The 26,885-nt window shown below is 71.9% G+C and carries 22 protein-coding genes; 17 read left to right on the top strand and 5 right to left on the bottom strand.

Annotated features, from left to right (window positions below):
• Positions 1-67 precede the first annotated feature (67 nt).
• Entirely contained in the window at positions 68-913 is an 846-nt protein-coding gene (locus ACLQ22_RS09315) for an NAD(P)-dependent oxidoreductase (RefSeq protein WP_425691898.1), read from the top strand.
• A 184-nt stretch (positions 914-1,097) separates the two neighbouring features.
• Here the strand turns inward: ACLQ22_RS09315 and ACLQ22_RS09310 are convergent, their stop codons facing one another.
• The gene (locus ACLQ22_RS09310; RefSeq protein WP_425691897.1) at positions 1,098-1,931 is read right to left on the bottom strand and encodes an SGNH/GDSL hydrolase family protein; all 834 of its coding nucleotides are present in this window, start codon (positions 1,929-1,931) and stop codon (positions 1,098-1,100) included.
• Positions 1,932-2,391: 460 nt separating this feature from the next.
• On the opposite strand from ACLQ22_RS09310, the gene ACLQ22_RS09305 reads away from it, so the two are divergent.
• Positions 2,392-3,831: a non-reducing end alpha-L-arabinofuranosidase family hydrolase gene (locus ACLQ22_RS09305; RefSeq protein WP_425691896.1), complete on the top strand. Its 1,440-nt coding sequence runs from the start codon at positions 2,392-2,394 to the stop codon at positions 3,829-3,831.
• A 499-nt stretch (positions 3,832-4,330) separates the two neighbouring features.
• Positions 4,331-5,383 carry a S1 family peptidase gene (locus ACLQ22_RS09300; protein WP_425691895.1) on the top strand — a complete coding sequence of 351 codons (1,053 nt, stop codon included), beginning with the start codon at positions 4,331-4,333 and terminating at the stop codon, positions 5,381-5,383.
• Between the two features lie 101 nt (positions 5,384-5,484).
• On the opposite strand, the gene ACLQ22_RS09295 is transcribed toward ACLQ22_RS09300, so the two are convergent.
• Positions 5,485-6,429 carry an acyltransferase domain-containing protein gene (locus ACLQ22_RS09295; RefSeq protein WP_425691894.1) on the bottom strand — a complete coding sequence of 315 codons (945 nt, stop codon included), beginning with the start codon at positions 6,427-6,429 and terminating at the stop codon, positions 5,485-5,487.
• Positions 6,430-6,715: 286 nt separating this feature from the next.
• On the opposite strand from ACLQ22_RS09295, the gene ACLQ22_RS09290 reads away from it, so the two are divergent.
• The 6 genes from ACLQ22_RS09290 (at position 6,716) to ACLQ22_RS09265 (ending at position 10,159) form a co-directional block, all read left to right on the top strand.
• Positions 6,716-7,327: a hypothetical protein gene (locus ACLQ22_RS09290; protein WP_425691893.1), complete on the top strand. Its 612-nt coding sequence runs from the start codon at positions 6,716-6,718 to the stop codon at positions 7,325-7,327.
• A 6-nt stretch (positions 7,328-7,333) separates the two neighbouring features.
• Positions 7,334-7,930 (top strand): MauE/DoxX family redox-associated membrane protein, encoded by a 597-nt coding sequence (locus ACLQ22_RS09285; RefSeq protein ID WP_425691892.1) that lies wholly within the window; start codon positions 7,334-7,336, stop codon positions 7,928-7,930.
• Positions 7,927-8,472, top strand: coding sequence for a hypothetical protein (locus ACLQ22_RS09280; RefSeq protein ID WP_425691891.1), 546 nt, complete (start codon positions 7,927-7,929; stop codon positions 8,470-8,472). The genes ACLQ22_RS09285 and ACLQ22_RS09280 overlap by 4 nt, the downstream gene beginning before the upstream one ends.
• On the top strand, positions 8,469-9,404 hold the full coding sequence (locus ACLQ22_RS09275; RefSeq protein ID WP_425691890.1) for a peptidoglycan-binding domain-containing protein: 936 nt from the start codon (positions 8,469-8,471) through the stop codon (positions 9,402-9,404). The genes ACLQ22_RS09280 and ACLQ22_RS09275 overlap by 4 nt, the downstream gene beginning before the upstream one ends.
• Complete coding sequence (locus tag ACLQ22_RS09270) at positions 9,401-9,574, top strand: hypothetical protein (RefSeq protein WP_425691889.1); 174 nt, start codon at positions 9,401-9,403, stop codon at positions 9,572-9,574. Before ACLQ22_RS09275 ends, ACLQ22_RS09270 begins: the two co-directional genes overlap by 4 nt.
• 87 nt (positions 9,575-9,661) lie before the next feature.
• A complete protein-coding gene (locus tag ACLQ22_RS09265) occupies positions 9,662-10,159 on the top strand; it encodes a hypothetical protein (protein WP_425691888.1) in 498 nt (165 codons plus the stop codon).
• A gap of 33 nt (positions 10,160-10,192) precedes the next feature.
• Here the strand turns inward: ACLQ22_RS09265 and ACLQ22_RS09260 are convergent, their stop codons facing one another.
• Positions 10,193-11,263: a tetratricopeptide repeat protein gene (locus tag ACLQ22_RS09260; RefSeq protein WP_425691887.1), complete on the bottom strand. Its 1,071-nt coding sequence runs from the start codon at positions 11,261-11,263 to the stop codon at positions 10,193-10,195.
• Here ACLQ22_RS09260 and ACLQ22_RS09255 point away from each other — a divergent pair.
• The gene (locus tag ACLQ22_RS09255; RefSeq protein ID WP_425691886.1) at positions 11,256-11,426 is read left to right on the top strand and encodes a hypothetical protein; all 171 of its coding nucleotides are present in this window, start codon (positions 11,256-11,258) and stop codon (positions 11,424-11,426) included. The genes ACLQ22_RS09260 and ACLQ22_RS09255 overlap by 8 nt on opposite strands.
• Complete coding sequence (locus ACLQ22_RS09250) at positions 11,417-12,352, top strand: hypothetical protein (RefSeq protein ID WP_425691885.1); 936 nt, start codon at positions 11,417-11,419, stop codon at positions 12,350-12,352. Before ACLQ22_RS09255 ends, ACLQ22_RS09250 begins: the two co-directional genes overlap by 10 nt.
• A 54-nt stretch (positions 12,353-12,406) precedes the next feature.
• On the opposite strand, the gene ACLQ22_RS09245 is transcribed toward ACLQ22_RS09250, so the two are convergent.
• On the bottom strand, positions 12,407-13,234 hold the full coding sequence (locus ACLQ22_RS09245) for an SDR family oxidoreductase (RefSeq protein WP_425691884.1): 828 nt from the start codon (positions 13,232-13,234) through the stop codon (positions 12,407-12,409).
• A gap of 574 nt (positions 13,235-13,808) precedes the next feature.
• On the opposite strand from ACLQ22_RS09245, the gene ACLQ22_RS09240 reads away from it, so the two are divergent.
• The gene (locus ACLQ22_RS09240; protein ID WP_425691883.1) at positions 13,809-14,987 is read left to right on the top strand and encodes an ATP-grasp domain-containing protein; all 1,179 of its coding nucleotides are present in this window, start codon (positions 13,809-13,811) and stop codon (positions 14,985-14,987) included.
• 15 nt (positions 14,988-15,002) lie between these two features.
• Here ACLQ22_RS09240 and ACLQ22_RS09235 read toward each other — a convergent pair whose 3' ends face one another.
• Positions 15,003-18,437 carry a non-ribosomal peptide synthetase gene (locus ACLQ22_RS09235; RefSeq protein WP_425691882.1) on the bottom strand — a complete coding sequence of 1,145 codons (3,435 nt, stop codon included), beginning with the start codon at positions 18,435-18,437 and terminating at the stop codon, positions 15,003-15,005.
• 432 nt (positions 18,438-18,869) lie between these two features.
• Here ACLQ22_RS09235 and ACLQ22_RS09230 point away from each other — a divergent pair, with 432 nt between their 5' ends.
• Genes ACLQ22_RS09230 through ACLQ22_RS09210 form a run of 5 tightly spaced genes read left to right on the top strand, consistent with a single transcriptional unit; the run spans position 18,870 to position 26,870 of the window.
• Positions 18,870-21,947, top strand: a complete 3,078-nt coding sequence (locus ACLQ22_RS09230) for a non-ribosomal peptide synthetase (RefSeq protein WP_425691881.1) — start codon at positions 18,870-18,872, stop codon at positions 21,945-21,947.
• Positions 21,948-21,975: 28 nt separating this feature from the next.
• Positions 21,976-22,233 carry an acyl carrier protein gene (locus tag ACLQ22_RS09225; protein ID WP_425691880.1) on the top strand — a complete coding sequence of 86 codons (258 nt, stop codon included), beginning with the start codon at positions 21,976-21,978 and terminating at the stop codon, positions 22,231-22,233.
• Complete coding sequence (locus ACLQ22_RS09220; RefSeq protein ID WP_425691879.1) at positions 22,230-22,472, top strand: acyl carrier protein; 243 nt, start codon at positions 22,230-22,232, stop codon at positions 22,470-22,472. The genes ACLQ22_RS09225 and ACLQ22_RS09220 overlap by 4 nt, the downstream gene beginning before the upstream one ends.
• Positions 22,459-24,000, top strand: a complete 1,542-nt coding sequence (locus ACLQ22_RS09215; RefSeq protein WP_425691878.1) for an amino acid adenylation domain-containing protein — start codon at positions 22,459-22,461, stop codon at positions 23,998-24,000. Before ACLQ22_RS09220 ends, ACLQ22_RS09215 begins: the two co-directional genes overlap by 14 nt.
• A gap of 11 nt (positions 24,001-24,011) precedes the next feature.
• Positions 24,012-26,870, top strand: a complete 2,859-nt coding sequence (locus ACLQ22_RS09210) for a non-ribosomal peptide synthetase (RefSeq protein WP_425691877.1) — start codon at positions 24,012-24,014, stop codon at positions 26,868-26,870.
• Positions 26,871-26,885: the final 15 nt, after the last annotated feature.

Here is a 26,885-nt window from a genome sequence, read left to right as displayed (position 1 = left end):
ATGACGAGAGGAAATCATGCTGACAACGACCACCGACGGTCCGACCGACCGGGCGAGCCAGGTCACCGTGCTCGGTCTCGGTGACATGGGATCGGCGATCGCCAGGACGTTCAGCGGCCGCGGGTACCGTACGACGGTCTGGAACCGGACCGCGAGCAGGGCCCTGCCGCTGGCCGACGCCGGCGCCACGGCCGCCGCGACCGCCACGGAAGCGGCGGCAGCGAGCCCGCTCGTCGTGGTGTGTCTGCTCGACGGCGCGGCGGTCGACGAGGTGCTCGGTTCCGTGGACGCCGCGGTCGCGGGCAAGGTGCTGGTGAACCTGACGAGCGGCTCTCCCCAGCAGGCCCGGGCCCACGATCGCTGGGCGGGAGAGCGCGGCGCCGCGTACCTCGACGGCAAGATCATGGGAGATCCGCCATACGTCGGTACGCCGCACGTCATGTTCCCGGTCAGCGGTTCCCGCAGCGCGTTCGATGCGCACGGGCCGATGCTGCGGGAGTTGGGCACCGTCGTCTACCACGGGGAAGAGGCCGGCTCGGCCGCCGTGGAGTTCATGGCGCAGGTCGCGATGGGCTACGAGATCCTCATCGGGTTCCTGCACACGCTGAGGCTGGTTCAGGCGGAAGGAGTCGACGTGGCGGAGTTCGCCGAGCGTGCCGCCAGCTCCGTGGGCGCGCTGCCACCGCTGTTGAACTCGATCGGCAACGCGGTCAGGACCGGCGACTACCCACCGGATCTCGGCTCGCTCAACGTCCAGGCCGCGCTGATGGACGACATGATCAGCCATCGGGAGTCCATCGGCGTGGAAGCTGTGCGGATGCGAGAGGTCAGGGACCTGATGAACCGCCGGATCGCTGCCGGCTTCGGCGCTCAGGGATTCTCGAGCCTGTTCGAGCTGCTGGCGAAGCCCTGATGGCGGTCCTCTCAGCGCCCGGGGGAGAGCGGCGAGGTCTCCGGTAAGGGGTTATTCGGCGAGAACAGGCCCGAACCGGAGACCTCGCGGCACGTACTGAGCGTTGTCACCTGGCTTCTGGGCTGGTGGGCATGGCTCCGAACGCAGGCTGGTGCCGACCGTGCGAACGGGTCAGCCCTGGGGGCTACACCTTGGCGCCGGCCTTCTTGGCCGTGGCGGACTGGCCGACTGCCTGGGTGAACACCGGCAGGTAGCCGTTGGTCTGCCCGGTCACCATCGGGTGGTACGAGTTCGACAGGTTCAGGATGTCGACGGAGTGGATCCACTTGTTGCCGCTGCAGATCTGGTGTCCCACGAAGATGCTGCGTACGTCGGCGAAGGTGAACCCGGCGCGGGCCGCGGCGGCGGAGATCAGGCTGTCGACCAGGTTGATGCCCTCGTTGACCTTGGCGCGGGCGGCCTCGCCGATGCCGATGCAGGTCGTGCCCAGCTGGTAGAAGACCGGGTAGCTCAGCACCACGACCCTGGCGTTCGGGGCCTTGCCGCGGATCGCGGCGTACGCGCGGTCGAGCAGGCCGGGAAGGTTCGCCCGGGCCTGCGCCTGGGCCGCGTCGACCGCGGCGATGCAGGCGCTGGAGCCGCGGAGGGCGCAGGTGGACATGATGTTGCCGAAGCCGGCGTCGTTGCCGCCGATGGTGATGCTGACGAGGGTGGTCTGCGAGCTGAGCGCGGCGACCTGTGAGTTGATCACGTCGGTCGTCGTCGCGCCCGCACAGGCCACCGATGTGTAGGAGGCCGGTACGTTGGCCGCCGCCCAGCGGGCGGAGAACGCGTTGGTGCTGCGTTTGCAGGAGCCGCTCTCCGAGGTGTAGCTGCCGGCGCCGACACCTGAGGCGTACGAGTCGCCGAGCGCCACGTAGTGGTGGCCGGCGGCCTGCGCCGGATTGGCCAGCCCAAGTAGCGCGAGTGTCGCGGAGAGAACGCCTGCGAGCAGGGTCAGCATCCGGGTTCTGGTCATGTACCCCTCCATCGTCCGCCGGTTGGTGAACGATTAATAGCACTACATCGATGTCCGGGGATAGATGCCGTTCAACTGATGCGGTGGGGCGCGACCGCGACTCCAGCCGTCGCCGCCCGGCCGGCGGCCACCAGCCGCGCCCGGCCGGTGAGCCCGTGCGGTTACCGCTTGACGAACGGCATGTTATCGCTCACAGTCGATGGCTAGGGGCGGCGACAGTGTGGCTTACCGGGCAGGCCGGGCTCGTCGGCGTGGACCGGGCGCGCGCCAGGGCGCACCAGCTGTGTTAGCGCTAACTTCCATGCGCTCGCGCCCGGTCACGCATCGCGGTGCGCCCGTCTCCGGGCATCCCGTTGGTACTTCTCATCCAAGGAGGATCATGTCTGCTTCAGGTGGAGCTCCACCGGTCGCGCCGCCGTCGCGGGGGCGTGGCTGGTGGCTACGGGTCGTCGCCGCCGGCATGGCCGTGTTGCTCGGTGGTGCCGTCGCGGCGGTGGTGTCGTCGGCACCCGCCGCCGCGGCGACGGTCGACACGAGCGCGTGGTACGTGCTGGTCAACCGCAACAGCGGCAAGGCCCTGGACGTGTACAACCTGGCCACGAACGACGGCGCACGGATCGTGCAGTGGGCGCGGAACGACGGCAACCAGCAGCAGTGGCAGTTCGTGGACTCCGGCGGTGGCTACTACCGGTTGCGGTCGCGGCTGTCCGGCAAGGTGCTCGACGTCTACAACTTCTCGACCGCCAACGGTGCCGGCATCGTGCAGTGGGCCGACAACAACTCGACCAACCAGCAGTTCCGGCTGGCCGACTCCGCCGGTGGCTACGTCCGCCTGATCAACCGGAACAGCGGCAAGGTGGTGGAGGTGCAGGGCGCCTCGACCGCCGACGGCGGGAACATCGTGCAGTACGACGACTGGAACGGCAACAACCAGCAGTGGCAACTCGTCCGCGTCGACGGCGGGGGCAACCCCACCACGCCGCCGCCCGGCACGTGCGCCCTGCCGTCGACGTACCGGTGGTCGTCGACGGGGCCGCTGGCGCAACCGAGGGCGGGGTGGGTGTCACTCAAGGACTTCACCCACGCCCCCTACAACGGCCGGCAACTCGTCTACGCGACCACGCACGACACGGGAACGACGTGGGGCTCGATGAACTTCGGCCTCTTCACGAACTGGTCCGACATGGCCTCGGCCAGCCAGAACCAGATGCCCTTCTCCGCCGTCGCGCCCTCACTGTTCTACTTCGCGCCCAGGAACATCTGGGTGCTCGCCTACCAGTGGGGCGGCCCCGCCTTCTCCTACCGGACGTCGAGCGACCCGACCAATGTGAACAGCTGGTCGTCGCCGCAGACGCTCTTCTCCGGGAGCATCTCCGACTCCGGCACCGGCCCCATCGACCAGGCTGTGATCGGGGACAACACCAACATGTACCTGTTCTTCGCCGGGGACAACGGCAGGATCTACCGGGCCAGCATGCCGATCGGCAACTTCCCGGGCAGCTTCGGCTCGACCTCGACGGTGATCATGAGCGACACGACGAACAACCTGTTCGAAGCCGTTCAGGTCTACAAGCTCCAGGGCCAGGACCGGTACCTCATGCTCGTCGAGGCGATCGGCTCGCAGGGTCGCTACTTCCGCTCGTTCACGGCCACCAGTCTGGGCGGTACGTGGACGCCGCAGGCCGCGACCGAAGGCAACCCCTTCGCCGGCAAGGCCAACAGTGGCGCCACCTGGACCAACGACATCAGTCACGGCGAACTGATTCGCAGCAACGCCGATCAGACCATGACCGTCGATCCCTGCAACCTGCGGCTGCTCTACCAGGGCCGTGCCCCCGACTCCGGTGGCGACTACGGCCGCCTGCCCTACCGGCCGGGTCTGCTGACACTGCAACGCTGACGGCGTGACACCTACCTGACGTCGCCCAACGAGGTAGGCCGAACGGCAGGCGTTGTCAGGGTTCACGATCAGGACCGGGTGGAACTGGCGGGGCGGGCTCGGCGCACGGCCGAGCCCGCCCCGTCCATGACGGCGGGTGAGGCGTCGACGTGCCCGGTGCCGGCCCGGCGGCCGTCGGCCGCCGTCGGTTTTTTCGATGTTGCGACCTCGTCCCGCCATCCGGTCGGGGTGAGTGGCGGCAGCCGTCCGGCGGGTCGCGGGCCGGGCTCGCTGACCTGCCGAGTCGCGGCGAATAGCCACTAATCGCCGCAGGCGCCACTCGTCGGGCTGTCCGGACCCAAGGTATGAGAAGCGGCCGAGTCAGGCCAACCGTCACTCTTGCAATCAATATGAGAACTATGAATAGATCGACGCCTCCGGTCGGGTGAGCCTCACCAACCGATCGGGTGCCCGGGGCTACCTGAAAGGCAGCCCGTGCTCAGCTCCATGGAGGTACCACATGCGACTCTCCGGGTCTCCGCTGCGCCGCGTCACCGCACTGTCGGTGGCTGGCGCTCTGGTCGTCGGCACGTTGACCAGCAGTCCCGCTCAGGCAGCACCCGCTACGCCCGCTTCCCCCGATCAAGCCTCCGCGCTCGCCGCCGCACTCGGCGACCGCTCCGGCGGGGCGTACGCCGGAGCCGACGGCGCCATGGTCGTCACCGTGACCGACGACGCCGCTGCCCGCAAGGTCCGCGCGGCCGGCGCGACCCCGAAGCTCGTCACCCGCGGTGCGGACGACCTCGCCCGCGCCACCAGCACGCTGAACAGCGCCGCGCGGGTGCCAGGCACCGCGTGGTGGACCGATCCGGCGACCAACCAGGTCGTGGTCTCCGTCGACAGCACGGTGACCGGCGCGAAACTGGAACGTGTCGAGGCCGTCGCGCAGCGGCTCGGCGGCACCGTCCGCATCCAGCGGGAGGCCGGCACGCTCAGCACCCGGGCCGCCGGCGGCGAGGCCATCTACGCCGAGGGTGGCGGCCGCTGTTCGCTGGGCTTCAACGTCCGCAGCGGGGACACCCACTACTTCCTCACCGCCGGGCACTGCACCGACATCACCGCCAACTGGTACGCCGACTCCGGGCAGGGCAACCTGCTCGGCACCGGCGGCACCGGCAGCTTCCCCGGCGACGACTACGGCATCGTGCAGCACACCAACCCGGCCGCCGCCGACGGCAGCGTCTACCTGTACGACGGCACCACCCGCGACATCACCGGCGCGGCCGACGCCTTCGTCGGGCAGTCGGTGCAGCGCTCCGGCAGCACCACCGGCCTGCACGGCGGCACGGTCGAGGCGACCGACGCCACGGTGAACTACGCCGAGGGCAGCGTCAGCGGCCTGATCCGCACCACGGTCTGCGCCGAGCCGGGCGACAGCGGCGGCGCGCTCTTCAGCGGAAGTACCGCCCTGGGCCTGACCTCGGGTGGCAGCGGCAACTGTTCCTCCGGCGGGACCACCTACTTCCAGCCGGTCACCGAGGCGCTGAGCGTCTACGGGGTGGAGATCGTCTGAGCGACGGCACACCAGCGGGGCCGCCGGACACCGGCGGCCCCGCCCCTGCGTCCGCGTCCGTGCCGCCGATCCGGCCGGCCCGTACGGAACCGGGGGTGTGGCTAGATCGGGAAGCTGCCGCGGCGCCACTGCCAGTGGCGGCCGGCCCGCAGGTGGTCCACGACCGCGCGCTGGAGGAGGGTGCGGCGCGGCAGTTGGTCGAGCGGCGTGGTCAGGGTGCGGAACACGAACCGCAGCACCTCGACGTCGGCGTCCAGCCCTTCCATCTCCTCGTGGGGTTCCAGCTCGAACCTCCGCTGGAACCGGACGATGTTGGAGTCCGCGGGCAGGTACTCCCGCAGCTGTGGGTCGAGCAGCCACGAGCCGCAGGAGAACGCCGTGTGGCGCTCGTCGGGGAAGTGCCGCGGAAAGAACGCGCGGGCCTCGTCGAGCGACGCCTCGACCGCCTCCGGGCTCATCGGCCCCGACTCGGGGATGTGCAGGTGGATGGTGGTGTCGCCGCGCTGGTGCTGCAGCCGGCCCAACTCGTAGATGCCGCCGCGCGCGTGCAGCGTGAGCCAGCTCTGCATGACCGGCCAGCCCTCGCGGTGCATCCGCCGGTCAATCGCGAGGTTGCGGCCCAGGTCCGCGAGGGTCACCCACGAGACGCCGTCGGCGATGCCGTGGTCGCGGTGGTACGCCGTGACGACGTCGACCAGGGCCAGGTACGCGTACACGTAGAGATGCCGCCAGGCGGGGCCCCGCTCGCGCGGCAGCGCCGGACCGGGCGGCAGCCAGCCGTGGCCCCCGAGATCGGCGCGGACCAGGGCGATCGAGCGGTCGAGCAGCCAGCGCAGCTCCGGGGTCCACAGCGGAGAGTCGGGCTCGGGCCAGCCCGCCAGGATCTCGGCGGCGTCGTCCGGACGCACCGCGAGCCGGTCGAGGATCGCGGGCGCGTCGGCCTTCGCGGGCAGCGGAGCCGACGGCCGGTCGCCGGCGAGCCGGTGCACGCGCTCGACGTCCTCGACGGGTACGCCGAGCCGGGCGGCGGTGTCGGCCAGGTCCACGCGGAAAACCCTACCGGCCGGTCGGCGTCCTCCGCGGCCCGTGCCGCTCGGCCGGACGTCGCGCGCCCGCAGCGTCAGCGCGTCGGCCCCGGGCTGTCACCGCACCGTGACAGGGATCGACCTTGTCAGATATTTACAGATCCGTATACCGTGCCGTTGGTAAGTTCCGGACCGGACGAAGGGCGGTCGCATGGCAGCCAGAGGCGCGCCGGTGACGCATCGGGCAATCGACCATGGCCGATTCTCGCTCGATGGTTCACTCGACCTCAGCGCACCGTTCACATCCGTGGCCGACGTGACGATCGGCGGCCGGCTGCACGAGTTCACGGCCGGCGCGATCGGGCTCGCGGACGACGTGGCCCGGACGCTCGGCGTCGAGACGTTCGACGAGGAACTCACCTACCAGGGCGGAACGCTGCTGACCGCGCGCATCCGGTCGTACGACCCGCAGATCCAGTTGGCCGAGGAACGGCTCGTGGCGGTCTGGCGGGGGCGGCGGCACTGCTTCTTCACCGAGATGTACGGCGCGGCGACCACCGACCTGCTCGGTGCGTTGCGGACGCTGCGCATCGAGGAGCACGACGACGGGCTGGCCCTGCGCCCGACCTCGAAGACCGGGGCCGAGTTCGTCGAACCCGCCACCGTGCTCAAGGAGGTTCCCGGGCTCGGCCTGCTGGAGATCGCACCGCTCACCAAGCAGCGTGCCGGGCAACTGCCCACCTGGCGTGGCCTCCGGACGCAGGCGGGCGAACTCTTCCGGGACGTCCTGCCCGACGGGCAGCCCTACTTCGTACTGGCTGCGGCGGACGCGTGGCTCAGCCTGGTGCCGTTCGCCGACACGGACATGGAGCAGGTGCCCACTCTGGTCAACCGGCTCCGCGTCCAGACCGCCCGGTAGGTCGGAATGTCCGGACTGCTGGCCGGCGTGGCCACGTACACCGTCCTGTTCACCCTGCTCGTCAGCACCGCCGAGCACCTGTCACGGCCGGCGGCGCTCGCCGAGGCCCTGGCCGCGCACCGGGTGCTTCCGGCTCCGGGCGCGGTCGCCGCCATCGCCATCGCCGGCGAGGGCCTGCTCGCCGGCGCCGGGATCGTGGCGCTGCTCCACCCCGCCGGCGAGGGCCTGCTCGCCGCCGTCCTCGTCGGCAGCGTCGCGCTACTCGCCCTGTACGCCGGCTACGGCCTGTACGTGAGGTCGACCGGGCGCGCCGGCTCGTGCGGATGCTCCCGGGTGGAACTGCCGATGACCGGCTGGGTGGTGGCGCGGGCGGCGGTCCTCGCCGGGCTGGCACTGGTCGGGCTGCTCCTGTCCGGCTCGATCATCCCGGCGGAGCGCGCCGACGCCGCACTGGCCGTCGTGCTGCTGGCCTCCGCCACGTTCACCGCGCTGCTGTGGCACCTGCCCGCCGCGATGTACGAGCCGGCGACGGCGACGGCGACAGCCCGGCGGCCCACGACCCGCCGGTCCATCGGCACGACAGAGGGAGGCCTGCCCGGATGAGCTTCCAGACCAGCGCACTGATCCTGAGCTGGATCGCGATACTCCTGCTGGCGTTCACGGTCTCGGGCCTGGTACGCCAGGTGCACGCGCTGTCGAGCGGGGCGGTCCAGCGCCGTCCCGACTCGGTCGGTCTGCGGCCGGGCGCACCAGCCCCCGAGTTCGCCCGGCTGGCACCGGCGGCACCGGCGGTTCCGCTGGTGCTGCTCTTCCTGGAACCCGACTGCGGGACGTGCACCGAGGTGCTGGCCGAGGCGAGCGAACACGTCCGCCCCGGCCTGGAGTTCCGGGTCCTCTACCGGGAGGACCCTCCGACGCGGGCCGCGGAGCTGCCGATCACCGTGCTCGGCGGACAGGCGGAACTGTTCGAGCGGTACGACGCCCTCGCCACCCCGTTCGCCACCGTCGTCGACCGGGCCGGGCGGGTGCTGCGCGCCGAGCCGCTCGGTTCCCGCGCGGCACTGCACCGCCTGCTCGACGAAGTCGACAGCCCACCCGGCGACCCCACACCGGCGGTCGCCACGAATCAGGGAGATCGGGCATGACCGGTATCGACACCGTGCCCTGGCTGCGTGGAGACGACCCGGGGACCGGGCCCGCCGTCCGGCGGGTGCCGGTCCAGCCGGGCGGCCGGAGGCGCGCCGGGTGGGAACTGTCGCGGCGCACCCTGCTCCGGGCGGGCACCGCGGTGGGGATGGCCGCGCTCAGTGTGTTCCCGGCGGCCCGCCGCGCGTACGCCGACGGCTACACCATCTATGCCGGGTGCCCGACGTACGCCAGCGACCACAACTGCTCACCGGGGTGCGGCCCGAGCACGATCTTCGCCGATTCCTGCAACACCAGCGGGACGTACACCGGATTCCACAAGAACGACGGCGTCACCTGGATCCTGCGGCCGAACCAGTGCTACGGCGGCACCTACGACGGCTGGCTGTGGGCCTACAACGGGGCGTGCGGCGCGTGCGCCTGCTCGGTCGAACGCCGGTGCCACGACGGGTACAAGAAGACCAGCTCGGGCTGGGTGAAGTCGATCTGCCGCTGGAACACCAAGTGCGGATGCCTGGGCACGGCCAGCTGGCCCACCACCCGGCGGAGCAACACCGGGGTCAACGTCTACACGGTGCAGCACCTGCTGACCGCCCGCGGGCACGCGACCGACATCGACGGGATCTTCGGTGCCGACACCGAGGCGAAGGTGAAGAGCTTCCAGACGGCGGCCGGCCTCGGGGCCACCGGTGTCGTCGACGCGACCACCTGGCCGAAGCTCGTGACCACGGTCCGCTCCGGGAACAGCGGCCACGCCGTCAGCGCCGCGCAGCGCCAGCTGAACAGGCGCGGCTACGCGCTGGTGGTCGACGGGTCCTTCGGCCCGGCGACGGACAGCGCGGCGCGCGACTTCCAGCGGCAGAACGGGCTGACGGTCGACGGGGTGATCGGGGTCAACTCCTGGCGGACGCTGACCGGCGCCGCCGTATGACCCGGACGCTGCCGGGGCACGCCCGGGCGGCACTGCGCCGGGCCGGCGACCCCCTCGTACCCCTCGTGCTGCTCGCCGTCGGTGCGCTCGCCGCCGCCGCGTACGGACACGTGCTCACCTGGGCGATGATCGGAGGGCTCGCGGGTTACACGCTCTCCGGCTCCGTTTGAACGCACAACAGCGCGCACGCGCTGGCCTCGCCCGGGTGGCGGGATCGAGATCGGCAGGGCGTCGTCCTCAGCCTGTTCGTCGTAGGGTTGATCGCCGGTGGCCTGCTCAGCGGGTTGGTGCTGGGGTTGTTCTCCGGCCTGTCCGCGCCCCTGCCCGTCCCGTGGCGGTACGCGGGCATCGTGGCGGTGGCGGTGCTGGGGCTGCTCCGCGAGGTGGGCCTGGTGCCGATCCGGCTGCCGCAGAACGCCCGGCAGGTGCCGCAGGACGTGCTTCAGCGCAGCCTGCGGCGCGGGGCGCTGCAGTTCGGCTTCGAGATGGGCACCGGGGTCCGCACCTACGTCTCGGCGAGCGCTCCGTACGTGCTGGCGGTCGCCCTGCTCCTCGGCGGTCAACGCCTGCACGTCGCGATGCTCGCCGGGATCGGCTTCGGGGTCGGGCGCGCGTTCACCCCGCTGGCCCGCCGCGCCGCCGGCACCGGCGACAGGTGGGACGCCGACCTGCGGGTACGGATCCGTACGATCACCGTCACGGCGGGCGTCGTGCTCGTGGCCGCCCTCAGCCTGCTGGCCGTGCGGCAGTTCTGAACGCGGCGCGACGCCACGGCGCGCCATCCGCCGCTACGGCAACTCGGGGACCGAGCGGAGTCTGGCGCGGACGAGGCCGATGTCGGGGTGACCGAGGTCGGCCAGGATGCACAGGGCGTCGGCCCAGGCGGCGGTGGCCCCACCCGGCTCCTCCGTGGCCAGGAGGGCGTCGCCCAACCGGACGAGGGTCTCGGCTCGCAGGTACCGCTCGCCCGTGTGCTGGAACAGCTGGAGAGCCCGTCGGTAGCAGTCGACGGCCTTGCCGTGGTCTCCGAGGTGGTGGTGGGCGTAGCCGAGGCTGTCCCAGACGTTGGCCTGGCCGTGGCAGTCACCGAGCCGGCCCATCAGCACCAGCGCCTGGTGGCAGTAGACGAGGGTCTGGTGGTGGTTGCCGAGCAGCGCGTGGCTCCAGCCGAGCGCGTTGAGCGATTCCGCGTACCCGTCCGGGTGTCCGGCCCTGGCGTACAGCCCGAGCGCCCGCCGGAGATGGGGTAGCGACTCCCGGTGGCGACCCCGCTGGCTGAGGATGAAGCCGAGGCCGCCGTGGACGCGCGCCTGCGCCACCGGGTCGCCGAGTTCCTCGCAGAGGGTGAGGGCCACCCGTAGGTGGGTGTGGGCCTCGTCGTGGCGACCCAGCCGGAAACAGGCCCGTGCGAGGCCCCGGTGCAGGTGTGCCTGTCCATCCTTGTCGCCGGCGTCCTGCGCCGCGCTCAGGGCGGTGTGCTGGACGGCTGCCTGGTCGTGCCAGTAGCCCTGGCGGCTGAAGAAGGTGTTGAGGATCCAGGCCAGCCGCCAGGCGTGGGAGGTGTGCCGGGTGGCGGCGGCCAGCTGGACGCTGGCGACCAGGGCGGAACGCTCGGCCACGAACCAGGCCAGTGCCTCGGCGTCGGTGGCGAAGGCCGTGGGCGTGACGCCGGAACGGGGCACGGCGAGCGTGAGCGGCTCCCGGTGGGGCTCCAGCATCCGGGCGGCGGCGTGTGCGGTGTGCAGGTAGTGGTCGAGGACCCGCTGGGCCGCGCTGTCCCGGTCCGACCGGCTGTCGAGGCTGTCCGCCAGCTCGGCGGCGTAGGCGCGGAGCAGGTCGTGGGCGGCGTACGTGTTCAACCACGGGCAGAACTGCGCCGTCACCTTCTACGACGGCACCAACTACACCGGCGCCTTCTTCTACCGGCTGCCGCGCGGCAGTTTCCTCGCCAACCTGGCGTACGACAGGTGGAGCGACGGGACCAGCCCCAACGACAAGATCAGCTCGCACAAGTGGTGCTGACGACTCGACGCTCGACGTCCCGGATCCTCTCCGTGGCCGTCGGTCTCCTGGTGCTCGCCTGCGGGAGTGCCTGCACCCCGCAGGCGGGCACCACCGGCCGCCAGGAGTCCGCGCTCGGCGCCGACGCGCTGGACCTGCTGACCGACTCCGGCGGGCACCCGGCGCGCAGGCGGGTGCTGGAGCTGGCCGAGGAGAAGCTCGTCGAGCGGTGCATGGCCGCGCGTGGGCAGGTCTACTGGCCGGTCACCCCGCCACCGGTCACCGGGTCGGACGAAGAGCGTGCGGTCGACCTGCCCCGGCGCCGCGCGAAGGGTTTCGGGCTGGCGGAGGCATCGGGCCCTCCGAGGGCGGGGCCGAACGACCGGCAGCCGGCGTTCCAACTCGCCCTGTTCGGCGACACCCGGCGGTACGAGAAGCTGGAGCTGCCCAACGGCAGCGTCCTGTCCTATCCGAGAATCGGGTGCGTGGCCGAGAGCCGGGCCGCCCTGTACGGCGACGCCCGGCGGTGGGCCCGCGTCGACGCCGTTCCCCAGGTCCTGAACAACGCCCTCAGGGAGCAGGTCGAGAAGGCCCCGGAACTGGCGCGGGCCCGCGCCCGGTGGCTCTCCTGCATGGCCGCGTCGGGCTACCCGTACCCCGATCCGGAGGCCGCGGCCGACGACCTGTCGCGTGCGTACCGGCAGAACGGCGACTCCGCCTCCCTGCGCCGCCGGGAGATCGCCGTGGCCACCGCCGACGGTGAGTGCGCCCTGCGGGCCCACGTGCCGTCGACGGAGCTCGCGCTACGTCGGGGCGGGGCCGGGTCCCTGCCCGCCACCCGGCGGCACGAGCTGAACGACCTGGGCGCGGCGCACTGCGCCGCCTACCGGAGGGCACAGCCGGTGGTCGGGGACATGGCGCACGCCCCGCCGTGCCTGTCGAGCTGAGAGCGTGGCCGGGCGCGCCCCCCCCCCCGCGGGCGCGGCCGAGTCCGGGCGGGGTCACGCCAGAGTGTGATGGCCCGCCTTGACGACCTGGTCGTACTCATTGCGCCGGGCGTCGTAGGCGGCCTTCAGGAACGTCTCCGAGTCCGGTCCCACCGGCAGCCGTAGCGGCGGCGACTCCATCTGGCCGAGCCGCCAGACCACGTCCGCGAAGAGTTCGGGGGAGTTCACCTCGATCCAGGTGTTCATGCTGCGCAGCGCGTCGAGCGGGCCGTCGCTGACCGGCGTGTAGTCCGCGATCCGGTGTTCCGGCATGACCAGGTTGGCGCTGTACCCGGTGGCGAAGCCGCCCGGCTGCAGGATGGTGACCTTCACCCCGAGGTGCCCGGCCTCGGCGGCCAGCGACTCGGCCGCTCCCTCCATCGCGAACTTGCTCGCCGTGTACGCGGCCAGCCCGGGGATGGGGACCACACCGGAGACCGAGCTGACGAAGACCGCGTGCCCGCAGCGCTGCGCCCGCCACACCGGCAGCACGGCCCGGGTGAGCCGCCACGGCCCGAAGACGTTGGTGTCGAACTGCGCGGCGAGTTCCTCGTCGGTGACCTCCTCGAAGGTGCCGAACTGGCCGTAGGCGGCGTTGTTGACCAGGACGTCGACACCGCCGAAGGCGTCCACCGCCCGCTCGACCGCCGCCACGCACTGCGCCGGATCCCGTACGTCCAGCGCGGCAGCCACCACGTTGCCCGGATGCCGGGCCACCAGCGCGCCGAGGGTCTCCGGCCGTCGGGCCGTCGCCACCACCTGTTCCCCCTCGGCGGCGAGCCGGGCCGCGAGGGCCTGACCGAGTCCGCTCGAACACCCCGTGATCAACCAACGCTTCGCCATCGCTCTCGACCCGCCCAGCCCGAAGGGTTACCTGCCAACTGCAGAGTGTCAGAGCCGCTGGCGGCGGTGAAGAGACGTCGGCTGTCGCCAACCGGACTCGTCGGGAACCCGGGCTGCGTGACGCCCTCGCCGGCGGTGGAGGCGACGCGCCGCCGGCTGCGGACCGAGGGGCGACGGCTGGCCCGGCCAGGTCTGCGGGGCGGACGCGGACCGCTCGCCGGATCGCCGCGGCCAGCGGGTAGCCGTCAGACACCGTTCGCCGGCGGGCGCCTCGGGATCCCTGCCGCCCCGCGATTACCGCTACCATCGGGCAGGTCCTGTCTCGCCCCCGTGCCCGGCGCGGACGGCCGGGTACGTGGTCGGTCCGTTCGGGCTCGGCGTATCGGGCGTTGCGCCTTCTGCGACCGGGTGGCGGCGGCGCGGAACGTCGAGGTCGGGCCGTTCAGGCGACGTCGGCGCCCGTCCCCGCCTGCGGTAGGGGCCCCCGTCGAACCCGGGGCCGAAGGTTGGAGGAGCCGGCCAGATGAGTCTTCCGACGTGCCTCATCGTCTACGACAGAGGCTCGGCCAGTGCGGTGACCGTCCTGTCGGCCGCGCGCGACGTCTGTGATGTCGTGTTCCTGCGGATGAGGCACGAGGACGCGGCAGCTTCGGACATGTGGGCGATCCCCGAGAACGTTCGCGTCGTCGATGCTGTCGGACTGTCCGAGGACGAGATCTGCGACCTGGCTGCGAGCCTGAGCCCGGACGGGGTGGCGGCGTTCAACGACAACTGGCTGCACCTGGCTGCCCGCATCGCCCAGCGCTGCGGGCTGTCGTTCCACAGCCCGGCGACCGTGCCCGCCCTGACCGACAAGTTCCTGCAGCGCACGCTGCTGAACGCGGCGGCGGTGCCCTCGCCGCAGGCGCGGCTGGTGCGTACGGTCGATGATGCGGTCACCGCCCTCGCCGAGATCGGACTGCCGGCGGTGCTGAAGCCGCGCAACGGTGCGGGCAGTGTGGACACCGCCCGCATCGAGTCGCTGGAGCGGTGCCGCGGCTACGTGGCCGAGTTCGTGGCACGTGGCACCGGCGACTTCGTCCTGGAAGAGCTGCTGACCGGAGACCCGTCCGTGGCTGGGGAATGCTGGGGTGACTACGTCTCGGTCGAATCCGTGGTGCAGGGCGAGGACGTCCAGACCGTCTGCGTGACCTCCAAGCTCCCGCTCGCGCCGCCGTTCCGCGAGACGGGGCACGTGCTTCCCTGCACGCTGTCGGAGCGCGACCAGGCAGCCGTGGCCGAGGTCGCCAGTGCCGCGCTGCGGGCGCTGGGGGTCCGGCACGGCGTGACGCACACCGAGGTCAAGCTGACCCCGGCCGGCCCCAGCGTGATCGAAGTGAACGGCCGGATGGGCGGCTACGTTCCGGTGCTGCTACGCCGAGCGTCCGGCTTCGACCTCGTGCGGACCGTGCTGCGGCTCGCGACAGGCGAGCCGGTGACGGTGCCCACCCTGGTGTGGAAGCGCATGGAGTTCGCCTACCTGCTGGCACCGCCGGTCGAAGCGAAGACCCTGGTGTCCTGGAACGACGTGCGACCCCGCGACGTCGGCGGTATCCGCAGCATCGAGTTGCGCTCGAAGCCGGGCCGGGCGCTGGACTGGCGCGACGGCACCGCCAACAGCATCGGTCTGGTGCACGGTACGGCGACGACGCACGAGGCGATCCTGGCGTCTCTGGCCGAGCTGAAGGAGCGCTTGAACGTCGTCTACCGCTGAGCGTGCGGCGCGTCGCTAGCCTCCGGTGCGCGCCTGCCGTTTGCGGCGCACCTGCTGCTGCCGGCGCAGGCGGGCGCGCTGTGCCTCGTCGTGGTCCGCTGCCACGCCGGGGGGCTCATCGGTGGCCGCACCGGCCAGGTGTGCCGCGAAGTTGCGTACCGTCGGAAAGCGGAACAGGTCGACGATGCGCGCCTGGGGCGCGGCCTGCGCACGCACCTCACTGAGCAGGCGGACCACCAGCAGGGAGTTGCCGCCGGAGCGGAAGAAGTCGTCGGTCACCCCGATGCGCTCGTCGCCCAACACCCGGCGCCAGGCCGCCAGCAGCGCCTCTTCGAGGTCGCCATCCGCCGTGACCGGCTCGGACCCGACGGCGCGCGCCTCGATCCTGGGAAGCGCCTTGCGGTCGAGTTTCCCGTTGGGAGAGACCGGCAGCGCGGGGATGGTGGCGACCAGGCCGGGGATCATCTGGGGCGGCAGCGTGCGCGCCAGCTCGACCCGCAGCCATTCCTCGTCCACCGCCGCGCCGTCGGCGGTGACGCAGTGGGCGGCGAGGCGGCTCTGGTCGCCGTCGGTCTGCACGACCACGGCGCAGTCCTGTAGACCGGGCAGAGCGGCCACCGCCCGCTCGATCTCCTCCAGCTCGATCCGGTGGCCGTTGAGCTTGACCTGGTTGTCGAAGCGACCGACCAGTTCGATCGTGCCGTCGGGCGTCATCCGCGCGAGGTCGCCGGTGCGGTAGACGGTGGCTCCGTCGTCGAGGTGCGGCGCCGAGACGAAGCGCCGCGCGGTCAGTTCCGGGTCCCCGACATAGCCCTGGCTGACCCCCGCGCCGCCGATGACGAGCTCGCCGAACATGCCGACGGGCACCGGACGCAGGAAGGCGTCGACGATGTGCACCGTGGTGTTGGCGAGCGGCCTGCCCACCAACGGCGGCCCGGAGTCGAGCTGCCAGGCGGTGGACCACACCGTGGTCTCGGTCGGACCGTACATGTTCAGCACCCTGGGAATGCCGAGCTCGCGCAGGGTGGTGGCAAGCGCCGGGTCCAGCGGCTCACCGCCGACCAGCAGAGTGTGCAGCCGGGCGAGAGCCCGGGGCCCGCCGGGCATCCGCAGCACCGTACGGACGAACGTGGGTGTCGCCTGCAGCGCGTTGACCCCGGCGGTCTCGATCAGGTCGGGGACCTTGACCGGCTCGGTGTCGGCTTCCGCCAACCGGTGCAGCGTCTCCATGCTCTCGCCGAGGACGACGTGGACACCGCGGCTGAGGGTCCACAGCAGTTCGAGTACCGCGATGTCGAAGGTGACGTTGGTGACCGCGAGCCACACCGGCCGTGGCGGAAGCGGGACCGTTTCGTCCATCGCCGCGAAGAAGTTGGTCAGGTTGCGCTGTGCGATGCGGACGCCCTTCGGCACGCCGGTCGAGCCCGAGGTGAAGATGACGTATGCGGTGCTGTCCGCCGGGACCTCGGGAAGAGTGCCCAGCGGCGGGTGACCGGTGAGTTCGGTCAGCGGCAGGACCCGGCCGTCGAACGGCGGTGACGGCACGGCGGGGTGTTCGACGATCAGCGCGGCGCACTCGGCGATGGCCAGGCTGGCCGCCGACCGCGGCTGCGGTGCCGCCCCGTCGAGAGGCACGTACGCCATGCCGGCGCTGAGCACGCCGAGCAGAGTCGCGACGAGATCGGTGGACCGGGGGACCAGGACGCCGACGCGGTCGCCGGGGCGTAGCCCCGCCGCGACGAGACCGGCCGTGATGGCCTGGGCCCGCTCGGCCAGCGCGGCGCCGGTGAGGGTGTGGCCGCGAAAGGTCACCGCGGGTGCGGTGGGGTCGGCGTGCAACTGGGCCAGGATCTGCCGGTGCACCGGCAGGGCGGGCAGCTCCCGGGCGGTGGCGACGTTCCATCGGGCCACGTCGGCGAGGTCTTCGGCGCCGGCCAGCACCAGGTCGCCGAGCCTGGCGTCGGGGTCGGCCGCCATCAGCCGGACCACGCGCGCGAACCAGTCCACCAGGCGCGACATGTCGGACTTGGCGAACATCTCGCTGTTGTAGACGAGGAAGCCCCTGCCCAGATCGCCGTCCTCGCGCAACTTGAACATGATGTCGTACTGCGTGGCGTAGACCGGCGCGACGGCCTGCCCGGTCTCCAGGCCCGTCAGCGACAGCCCGGTCTCGGGGTAGCTCTGCAGAATGAAGATGGCCTGGAACAGCGGCGAGTGCGAGACGCTGCGATCCGGCGCGACCGCCTGGACCACCTGGTCGAAGGGGAGATCCTGGTGGGCGAAGGCGTCGAAGACGCTGCGGCGGACCGCGGCGAGGAACTCGCGGACCGTCTGCTGCGGATCGGGCCGCATCCGTACCGTGATCGAGTTGAAGAACAGGCCGAGGGTGTTCTCCAGCACCGGGTAGGGCCGACTGGCCAGCGGGCTCCCGATCGCGAGGTCGTCAGCGCGGGTCATCCGTGACAGCAGCAGGCCGTACGCCGCGACCAGGGCGCCGTAGAGGGTGGTGCCGCACTCGGCGCACAGCTCCCGCAGCCGCTTCATCAGCTCCGCGTCGTAGGTGAACACCAGCGCGTCACCGCGGTAGCTCTGCACCGCGGCCCGGGGCCGGCCGGGCATCAGCTCCAGCGCCGGCGGCAACTGCGCCAACTGGCCGCGCCAGAACTCGCGCTGCTGTTCGGCCACTTCGCCGGTGATCCACTGCCGCTCCCACGCGGCGAAGTCGGCGTACTGCACCGGCAGGTCGGGCAGGTCCGGCTCGCGGCCCTCGACGGCGGCGGAGTACAGCTCCGAGATCTCCTTGCGGATGATGCCCGCCGACCAGCCGTCGGAGATGACGTGGTGCTGGGTGATGACGAGGATCCAGTCGGTGACGCCGGTGCGGATGAGGTCGAAGCGGATGAGCGGGGCGCGCGACAGGTCGAAGCGGGTCGCGACGATGTCGTACAGCAGTTGCCGGACCGTCTCGTCGGCGGCTTCCCGCAGGTCGTGCTCGGTGTACGCGGGACGTCCCGCCGGGTCCGGCACCTGGAACAGGTCGTCGCCGTCCTCCACGAGCGCGCTGCGCAGGATCTCGTGCCGGGCCGTGATGGTCTCGACGGCGGACCGCATCGCGTCGGTGTCGAGCGGGCCGGTGATGGTGCGCGCCATGTACATGTTGTAGATCGGCACGTCGGTCGCGAGTTGCTCGATCAGCCAGAGGCGCCGCTGCGCGTAGGAGGCCGGCAGCGGTCGGGCGCGGTCGACCGGGACGATGCGCACACTTCGGCGCCGCTCTTCGTGCTCCTGCTCGCGAACGAACTGCAGCACCTCGTCGCGGTGCGCGGCGAGGCGGGCTCGCAGCGGCTCGGTGAGCCGCTCGCGCGGGCCGGTTATCCGCAACTTGTCACCCTGTGCGGAAAGGCGCATGCCCAGGCCCGCGAGTTCGGACAGCAGGTCGATCAGTGCCATCAGGTTCGGTCTCCTTTGCCTGTTGTGCGCGCAACAAGACCGGCCGTGGTAGCGCAGGCGTCACCGGTAATACGCATGCTATTTAATTGACTTCGCAAAATTCGACGCACGCCTCCGGCAGGGCGCGATGCCGCTGCGGATTTGCCTCGCCGGGCAGTCGACGATTCCGTCATTCAGCATGCGACTTTGACGCGAATCGCTTCCGGCCAAGCTATCGGTGGAATCGCGGACGATCAACCGGTGTGAAACAACTCACACTGTATTGAAAGACGTGCTTCAATCGCCCAATAATTCGCACGATCGCCGATCGGGCGGGCCACTCACTTCGGCAAGGATGGGACGGTAGGGCCGTACGACCGCTGGCGAGGGGCGCATCCGAGCCGCTCATGACGGGGGGAGCATGTGAAGCCATCGCGGCCGGACCACGCCCGCGTGCCGCTCAGCGTCCAGCAGCGCGCCGTGCACGTCGCACAGCAGTTCGTCTCGGACGGCGCGGGTTACAACGTCGCCGTGGCGTACCGGCTGACAGGTGCCCTGGACGAAGGGCGCCTGGACCGGGCCCTCACGGAGGTGGTCCGGCGTCAGCCGCAACTGCGCGTCCAACTTGAGGAAGAGCAGTCCGTCACCTATCAGGTGCTCCAGCCGGCACCCGCGTCGCTGCTGCGGACCACGGACGTGGTGGCGGACGACCTCGACGCGCACCTGACGGCACTGTGCGCGGTGCCGTTCGTGGCCGAGGACTCCGTACGGCTGCGGGCCCACCTGCTGCGTCAGCACGAGGCGGCGGCACTGCTGCTGATCGTCTTCGACCACCTCGCGGTGGACGCGCCGTCGCTGCCCTTGTTCCTGGACCAGTTGTCGCGTGCGTACGCGGGCGTCGCCGAACCGGAGACCGACGGCCCCGACTACTTCTCCTACGTGCGGTGGCAGCAGGACTTCGCCGCCTCCCCGGCCGGCCGGGCCGCGCAGCGGTTCTGGCAGGAGTCCCTGGACGGGGTCGACCCGGGCTGCGGCATCGCCCCGAGCACCGTCGGGTCGGCCGCCGTCGAGCCCCGCGTCGCGTCGATCGCGGTGCGGCTGCCGGCCGACCTGGACGCCCGGGCCGCCCGCATCGAGGTGACGCCGTTCTCCGCCTGCATGGCCGCGTACACGCTGGTTTTGCAGCACTACACCCGCAGCGACGACGTCGTGGTCGCCTTTCCCGGCGTCGACTGGCGACGGCCACGGTACCGGCACGTCGTCGGCCTGTTCTCCGACATGCTTCGGCTTCGCGCGCCCAGCCTGGCCACCCCCAGCCTCGCGGAGTACGTGCGCCTGGTGCAGGACCGGGTCATGGACGGGGTGGAGCACCAGGGCGTCGCACTGGACACGGCACGGTCGGGCGGACGCATGATCCAGCCGGGCCGTCCTCCGCTGCCGGCGGTGCTCTCCTTCAACGACGCGTCCTTCCCCCTCCTCACCCTGCCCGGCGTCGTCAGCGAGCCGGTCGAGTTCGCCACCCGGGGCAGCAAGGCCGAGCTGTTGCTGTCCATCAACCTGCGCGGGGGAGTGCTCACCGGGCGGCTCGACTACTGCACGAACCTGTTCCAGGCCACCGAGGCCGACGCCATCGCCCGCGGGTTCGAGACAGTGCTGGCCCAGCTCCTCGCCGACGCCGGCACCCCGCTCACGGTGCGGCTGGCGGGCCCCGAGACCGAGGAGCGCATCCTCACCGACTGGTCCGTGGGGCCGCCGGCCCACGACGGCCCCGGCATCATCGAGGCGTTCCGTGCGTGCGCCGCCGACCGGCCCGACGCGCTCGCGCTCGTCGCCGGCGATCGCACCGTGAGCTACGCCGAGCTGGACCGGTGGTCCAACCTCCTGGCCGCGGAGATCGGCGCGCTGTCCCTACCGCCCGGGTCGGTGGTGGCGCTGTGCATGGCGCGCTCCGCGGCGTTCGTCGCGGCCGTGCTCGCGGTCCTGCGGTGCGGCCACGCCTTCCTGCCCGTGGACATGGAACAACCGGCCGGCCGACGCTCCTTCCTGCTGAGCGACGCCGCGGCCGGCGCCGCAGTCGTCACGGCGACCGCCGACGCCCCGGCCGGGCTGCCGGTGGTCGTCGCAGCGCAGGAGCCTCCGCCGGCCGGGTCGGCGGCGCCGCTCACCCACGTCGCCGCCGACCCCGCCGCTCCGGCGTACCTGATCACCACCTCGGGCACCACGGGACTGCCGAAGACGGCGGTCGTCCCGCACCGCGCCATCCTCAACCACCTGCGTTTCAAGCAGCACGAGTTCGGCCTCGACCGCACCGACCGGTTCTACTTCAAGACCTCACCGGTGTTCGACGCCTCCGTCTGGGAATACCTGACTCCGCTGGTCATCGGCGCCGCTGTCGTCGTCGCTCCCGCCCACGCCCACCGCGACCCGGCCCTGATGCACACGGAGCTGCGCACCCACGACGTGAGCGTGGCGCAGTTCGTGCCGACCCTGCTCGGCGCGATGCTCGCGGAACGCTCCGACTGGGACTGTCCGCGCCTGCGCTGGCTCTTCTGCGGCGGGGAGCGGCTGACCCGGGAGACGGCCGCTGCGGCGGCCGCCGCCACCCGCGCCCGCGTGGTGAATCTCTACGGGCCCAGCGAAACCACCATCGACGCGACGTTCCATGTCCTCGGCGACGCGCCGCTGGAGCCCGACGCGGACCCGCCCATCGGTCGGCCCGTGGCCGGGATGCGGGCCTACGTCCTCGGCCAGGGCGGACAACTACTGCCGCCGGGGTTCCCCGGGGAACTCCACGTCGGGGGCGTCGGACTGGCGCTGGGCTACGTCAACCGCGACGAGCTGACCGCGAAGGTCTTCGTGCCCGACACCGTCAGCCGCCAGGGCCGAGGCCGCCTGTACCGCACGGGCGACCTGGCCCGGTTGCGCGGTGACGGCAACATCGCCTTCCTGGGCCGTGAGGACGGCCAGGTCAAGGTCCGCGGACTGCGCGTCGAGCTGGAGGGCGTGCGGCGCGTCGTGCTGCGCTTTCCCGGGATCGTCGACGCCCTCGTCGCGGTCCATCCCCGACGGCCCGACGCGCTCGTGGCGTACGCGGTCACGCTCGACGGTCTCGACGCGGCGCGGCTGCGCGCGCACCTCGCCGGGGAACTGCCCGCCGAACTGGTCCCCGCCTACCTGGTCGCGATCGACCGGATCCCGACCGGGAACACCGGCAAGGCCGATCCCCGCCGCCTGCCCGTGCCGGAGGTGGGTCTCCCGGTCGGCGCCGACGCACAGCCGCGCGGCGTGGTCGAGCGGAAACTCGCCGACCTCTGGGCACGAGCGCTCGGCGCCGCGCCCGAGCGCCTGCCGCGCGACGTGCCCCTGTTCGCGCTGGGCGCCAGCTCGATGACGCTCATCCAGGTGCACCGCGAGATCCGACGGGAGTTCGCGGTCGAGGTGCCGGTCACCGACCTGTTCAAGTACCCGACCGTCGCGGCACTCGCCGCCGCGCTGACGGAGCGCCTCGACCGCGCCGCCCGCCGCGACTGACCATCGGCCTGTGGAGAACGGAGTGACGATGTCCAATGCCACCCAGGATCCGCCGCAGCACCTCGTCGACGAAGTGCGTGCGGTGTGGGAGAAGGTGCTGGGCCACGCCGACTTCGGCGACGAGGAGCCCTTCTTCGAGGTCGCCGGAGGCAACTCGCTGACCGCCGTGCAGGTGATGGTCGAACTCACCGACCGCGTCGGCAACCGCCTGCCGATGCGGCTGATCCTGCGCAACCGTACGGTCGTCGCGCTCGCCGCTGCGATCGGTGCGGAGGCTGCCCGGTGACGCGGTCCACCGCGCAGGTCGTCGCGGACGCCATCGCCGACGTCCTCGGCCTGGACGAGGTCGATCCCGCGGACAGCTTCTACGACCACGACGGCACGTCGCTGCAGGCGCTGCGGATCTGCGCGCGGATCGAGAGTGCGACCGGAGTCGCGCTGACCCCGGTCGACCTGCTGGACAACGACGTGTTCGGCGACTTCATCGCCCTCGTGTCGGCGAGGTCCGCCGGTGACGCCGGCTGACGGTGCGGGGCAGGCACTGGTCCACCAGGCGGTTGCCCGGTCGGCCGAGCGGTTTCCGCACGCCACCGCCCTCGTGCACCAGGGGGCACCGGTCGAGTACGCCGAGCTGCACCGGCGCGCGCTCACCGTGGCCGCACGCCTCGGCGCACAGGGGATCGGTGCGGGTGCGATCGTGCCGCTCTGCGCACACCGCTGCCCGGAGCTGGTCGCCGCCCAGCTCGGCGTGCTGTGGTGCGGCGCGGCGTACACGACCGTCGACCCGCGGTGGCCGACGCCGCGTCGGCTCGCCATCACCGATCTTGTCGGGGCCGCCCTGGTGCTCACCACCGATCCGGGCCAGGACTGGGGCGGCCGCACGGTCCTGCCGCTGACGGCGACCGACCCGGCCCCTGGACCGGGCGGCACGGCACACCCGCCCACCGTGCCCGGGACGGCGATCGACGGGGAGGCGGCGGCGACGGTCGTCTTCACCTCGGGCACCACCGGCCGGCCCAAGGGCGTGGTGCTGCCGCACCGGGCGTTGACGCGGATGTTCCGTGCCACCCCGCCGCCAGGTTTCGGTCCCGGCCACGCGATGCCCCAGGGCGCGCCGCCGTCGTGGGACATGTACAGCTACGAGCTGTTCGGCCAGCTGATGACCGGCGGCACGTCGCTGCTCGTCGACGGCGACTACCTCACCCCCGGAGAACTGCGCCGGATGGTCGAGCGGCACGGCGCGACCACGCTGCGCCTGACGACCTCGCTGTTCGCGCTCTTCGTCGACGAGGACCTCGACAGCTTCGCCGGGCTGGGAACGGTGCTGGTGGGCGGGGAACGCCTGCCCGCGCCGCACGCGGCCCGGTTCCTGCGCCGCCACCCACGGACCGAGCTGCTCAACGGGTACGGCCCGACCGAGAGCTGCATGCACACCACCACCCACCGGGTGCGGCTCGAAGACTGCGCCGACGGTGCGGACATCCCGCTGGGCTCACCCGTGCCGGCGACGACCGTACTGGTGCTCGACGGGCAGGGCCGGATCTGCCCGCCCGGGGAAACCGGCGAGATCTGTGTCGCGGGCGACGGCCTGGCCACCTGTTACCTGGGCGAGCCGGAGCTGACCGCCCGCGCGTTCGTGCCGGTGGAGATCGGCGGCGAGACGGTGCGGGCGTACCGCACCGGCGACTACGGCCTGATCGATCCGGCCGGGCTCCTGCGCTTCCGGGGCCGGCGCGACCGCCAGTTGAAGGTCGGCGGCCATCGCATCGAACCGGCGGAGGTCGAGGCGGCGGCCCGACAGTCACCTGGCGTACGGGACTGCACGGTGACCGTCGTCGACCAGGCCCTGGCGCTGTTCTACGTGCCCGGCGACGATCCGGGCGGACCCGCGGCGTTGCGCCGCGACCTGCTGAACCGGCTGCCCCGGTCGCTCGTCCCGACGATCGTGCGGGCCCTGGACCGGTTCCCACTGACCCCCAACGGCAAGCTCGACCGCGATGCACTGGCGAACGCGGCCCGTACCCCGACGACCCGAACCCGGAGCACGCGTTGACCGTCCACCCCATGACCCACGAGCAGGAGGCGATCTGGCTCAGCGACGCCTTCGCGGAGAGCAGGTCCCGCTACACCGTGCTGTGGACGCACCGCATCCACGGCCCGCTCGACACCGGCGCGCTCGCCCTGGCGATCGACCGCCTGACATCCGCCCACCCCGGGTTGCGCACCCGGTACGGGCTGCACGAGGGGCAGCCCGCTCAGATCGTCGAGGACACGGGAGCGGCGCTCGAGAGCGAAGACTGTCCGCCGGAGGCGGTCGAGCGGCGGCTGCGTGAGCTGGCCGAACTCGATCTCGACCTGGACCGGACCCCGATGCGGGCCTTCCTGCTCCGGCTCGGGCGCGAGGACCACGTGCTCGCCCTCCTGCTGCACCACATCGCCATGGACGGTTGGTCGCTCCAGGTCATGGCCGACGACATCGCCCGCTGGTACGCCGACCCGACGCCGCCGCCGGCGCCCGCGCTGACCATGGGTGAGTACGCGCGGCGGCAGCGGGCGCAGGAGGCCGACGCCGCAGCCGTGGCCTACTGGCGTGACCGGTTGCAGTCGCCGCCACAGTTCACGACGGTCCCGGCCGACTGGCGGCGCCCGGCCGAGATCGGACACGCGGGGGACCGGGTCGAGTTCGTACTCGACGAAGCGACCGCCCAGGCCGTACGGGCCGTCGCGCGCGCCGGGCGCACCACCGCGTTCACCGTGCTGACGGCCGCGTACGCCGCCCTGCTGCACCGCCACGGCGGGCAGCAGGACCTCGTCGTCGGCACACCGGTGGCCCGCCGCGGTGCCGCCGAACTGGACCGGGTCGTGGGCTGCCTGGCGGATCTGCTGCCGCTGCGGCTCACGGTGACGCCGGAGATGTCGTTCGCCGATTTGGTGTCAACGGTCAAGCAGGAGAGCCTGGCGGCGCAGCGGCATTGCGGCGTACCGCTCACGACGATCGTCCGCCAGACCGCCACCGCCGGCGAACCGGATCGCTTCCCACTGTTCCAGGCGGTCATCGGGATCGACGACGGCGAGTCGACCCAGCTGCGGCTGCCCGGTCTGCGGGTCGAGCCGCTGGAGGTGCACACCGGCACGAGCAAGTTCGACCTGCTGCTACGGCTGAGTGGATCCGACGGCCCGGTGCTGGGCATGCTCGACTACTCCACCGACCTCTACCACCCGGCGACCGCGCGGCGCCTGGTCGACCGGTTCCGGACGCTGCTGGCGAGCGCGCTCTCCGAGCCGGGTCGGTCGATCGGCGACCTCGACCTGCTGGCCCCTGACGAGTTCGACCTCGTCACGCGGGTCTTCGCGCAGGCCCCGGCGCCCACCACCCGGCCAGCGCTGGCACACGAGGCGTTCGAGGCACAGCGGCAACGCACCCCCGACGCGATCGCGGCCATCTGGCGGGACCGGCAGGTCACCTACGCCGAGGTGGGTGACGCCGCCGACCGGCTGGCCCAGGTGCTGCATCGGCAGCGCGACGGGGGACCGGTGCGACCGATCGGGATCCTCCTGGAACGGTCCGTCGACATGGTCGTCGCGGTGCTGGCGGTGCTCAAGTCGGGCGCCGCCTACGTGCCGCTGGACCCGACCTATCCGGGCGAGCGCCTGGCGTACATGTTGGGCGACAGCGACGTGGCGTGCCTGCTCGCCCAGCCGTGGCTGGCCGACGCGGTGCCGATGCCCGACGGCGTCACCGTCCTCGAACCGGATCGATGGTACGACCTGCCGGACGGAGCCGGGTCCGCGCTGCCCGTCGCGACCGAGGCCGACCTCGCCTACCTGATCTACACCTCCGGCTCCACCGGCCTGCCCAAGGGCGTGGCGATGCCGCACGGCCCGCTGGCCGGACTGGTCGCCTGGCAGTGCGGTGACTCCGCCTGTGGCCCCGGCGACCGGACCCTGCAGTACTCGGCGCTCAGCTTCGACGCGTCGTTCCTGGAGATCTTCAGCACGTGGTCGACGGGCGGCACGCTGGTGCTCGTCGACGCCGAGGAACGGGCCGACTACGACCTGCTGCTGGCGGTGATCGGGAAGCACGCCGTACGGCGGATGTTCCTGCCGTTCGCGGCGTTGCAGAGCATCGCCCAGTACGTGACCGCACTCGGGCTGGAGCCGCCGCCCCTCCGGGAGTTCGTCTGCGCGGGCGAGCAGATCCACGTCACGCCGGCGATCCGGCAGTTCTTCGCCGCACTCGACGACGCGACACTGTTCAACCAGTACGGCCCGAGCGAGACCCACAGCGTGACGTCGCTGCGGATCGACGGTGATCCGGCCACGTGGCCACTGCTGCCGGCGATCGGCTATCCGATCAACAGCGCCCGCGTCACCATCCTCGACGACCGGCTGCGACCCCAGCCGGTCGGTGTCGCCGGCGAGCTGTGCGTCTCCGGGCTGCCGCTGGCCGACGGCTACTGGCGCAAGCCCGAGCTGACCCGGGAGCGCTTCGTCGACAGCCCGCTGCCCGGGATCGGGCGGCTGTACCGGACCGGCGACGTCGCCCGGTTCCTCCACGACGGGCGGATCGAGTTCCTGGGCCGGCGCGACGGCATGGTGAAGATACGCGGCTACCGCGTCGAGTTGGGCGAGGTCGAAGCCGTGGTACGCCAAGCGCCCGGCGTCGTCGGGGCGGTGGTGACCGCAGAGACCCTCGGGGTGGGCGACACCCGCCTCACCGCCTTCTACCGCACCGCCTCGGGTGAGCAGCTCGACCTCGACACCCTCCGCCGGGCGATCACGGCCCGGGTGCCCGACTACATGCTGCCGTCGCGGTTCGTCCACCTCCTTGCGGAGTTCCCCCGTACGCCGAGCGGGAAGGTCGACCGGCTGGCGCTCGTGCGCGAGCACGGCGGTCGACCGCCCTCCCCGTCCCACCGATGACCGTCCCCCACGTCC

This window comes from Micromonospora sp. DT178, from assembly GCF_049841695.1.
Classification (GTDB): Bacteria; Actinomycetota; Actinomycetes; order Mycobacteriales; family Micromonosporaceae; genus Micromonospora.
This window is presented reverse-complemented; position numbering and strand designations above follow the sequence as displayed.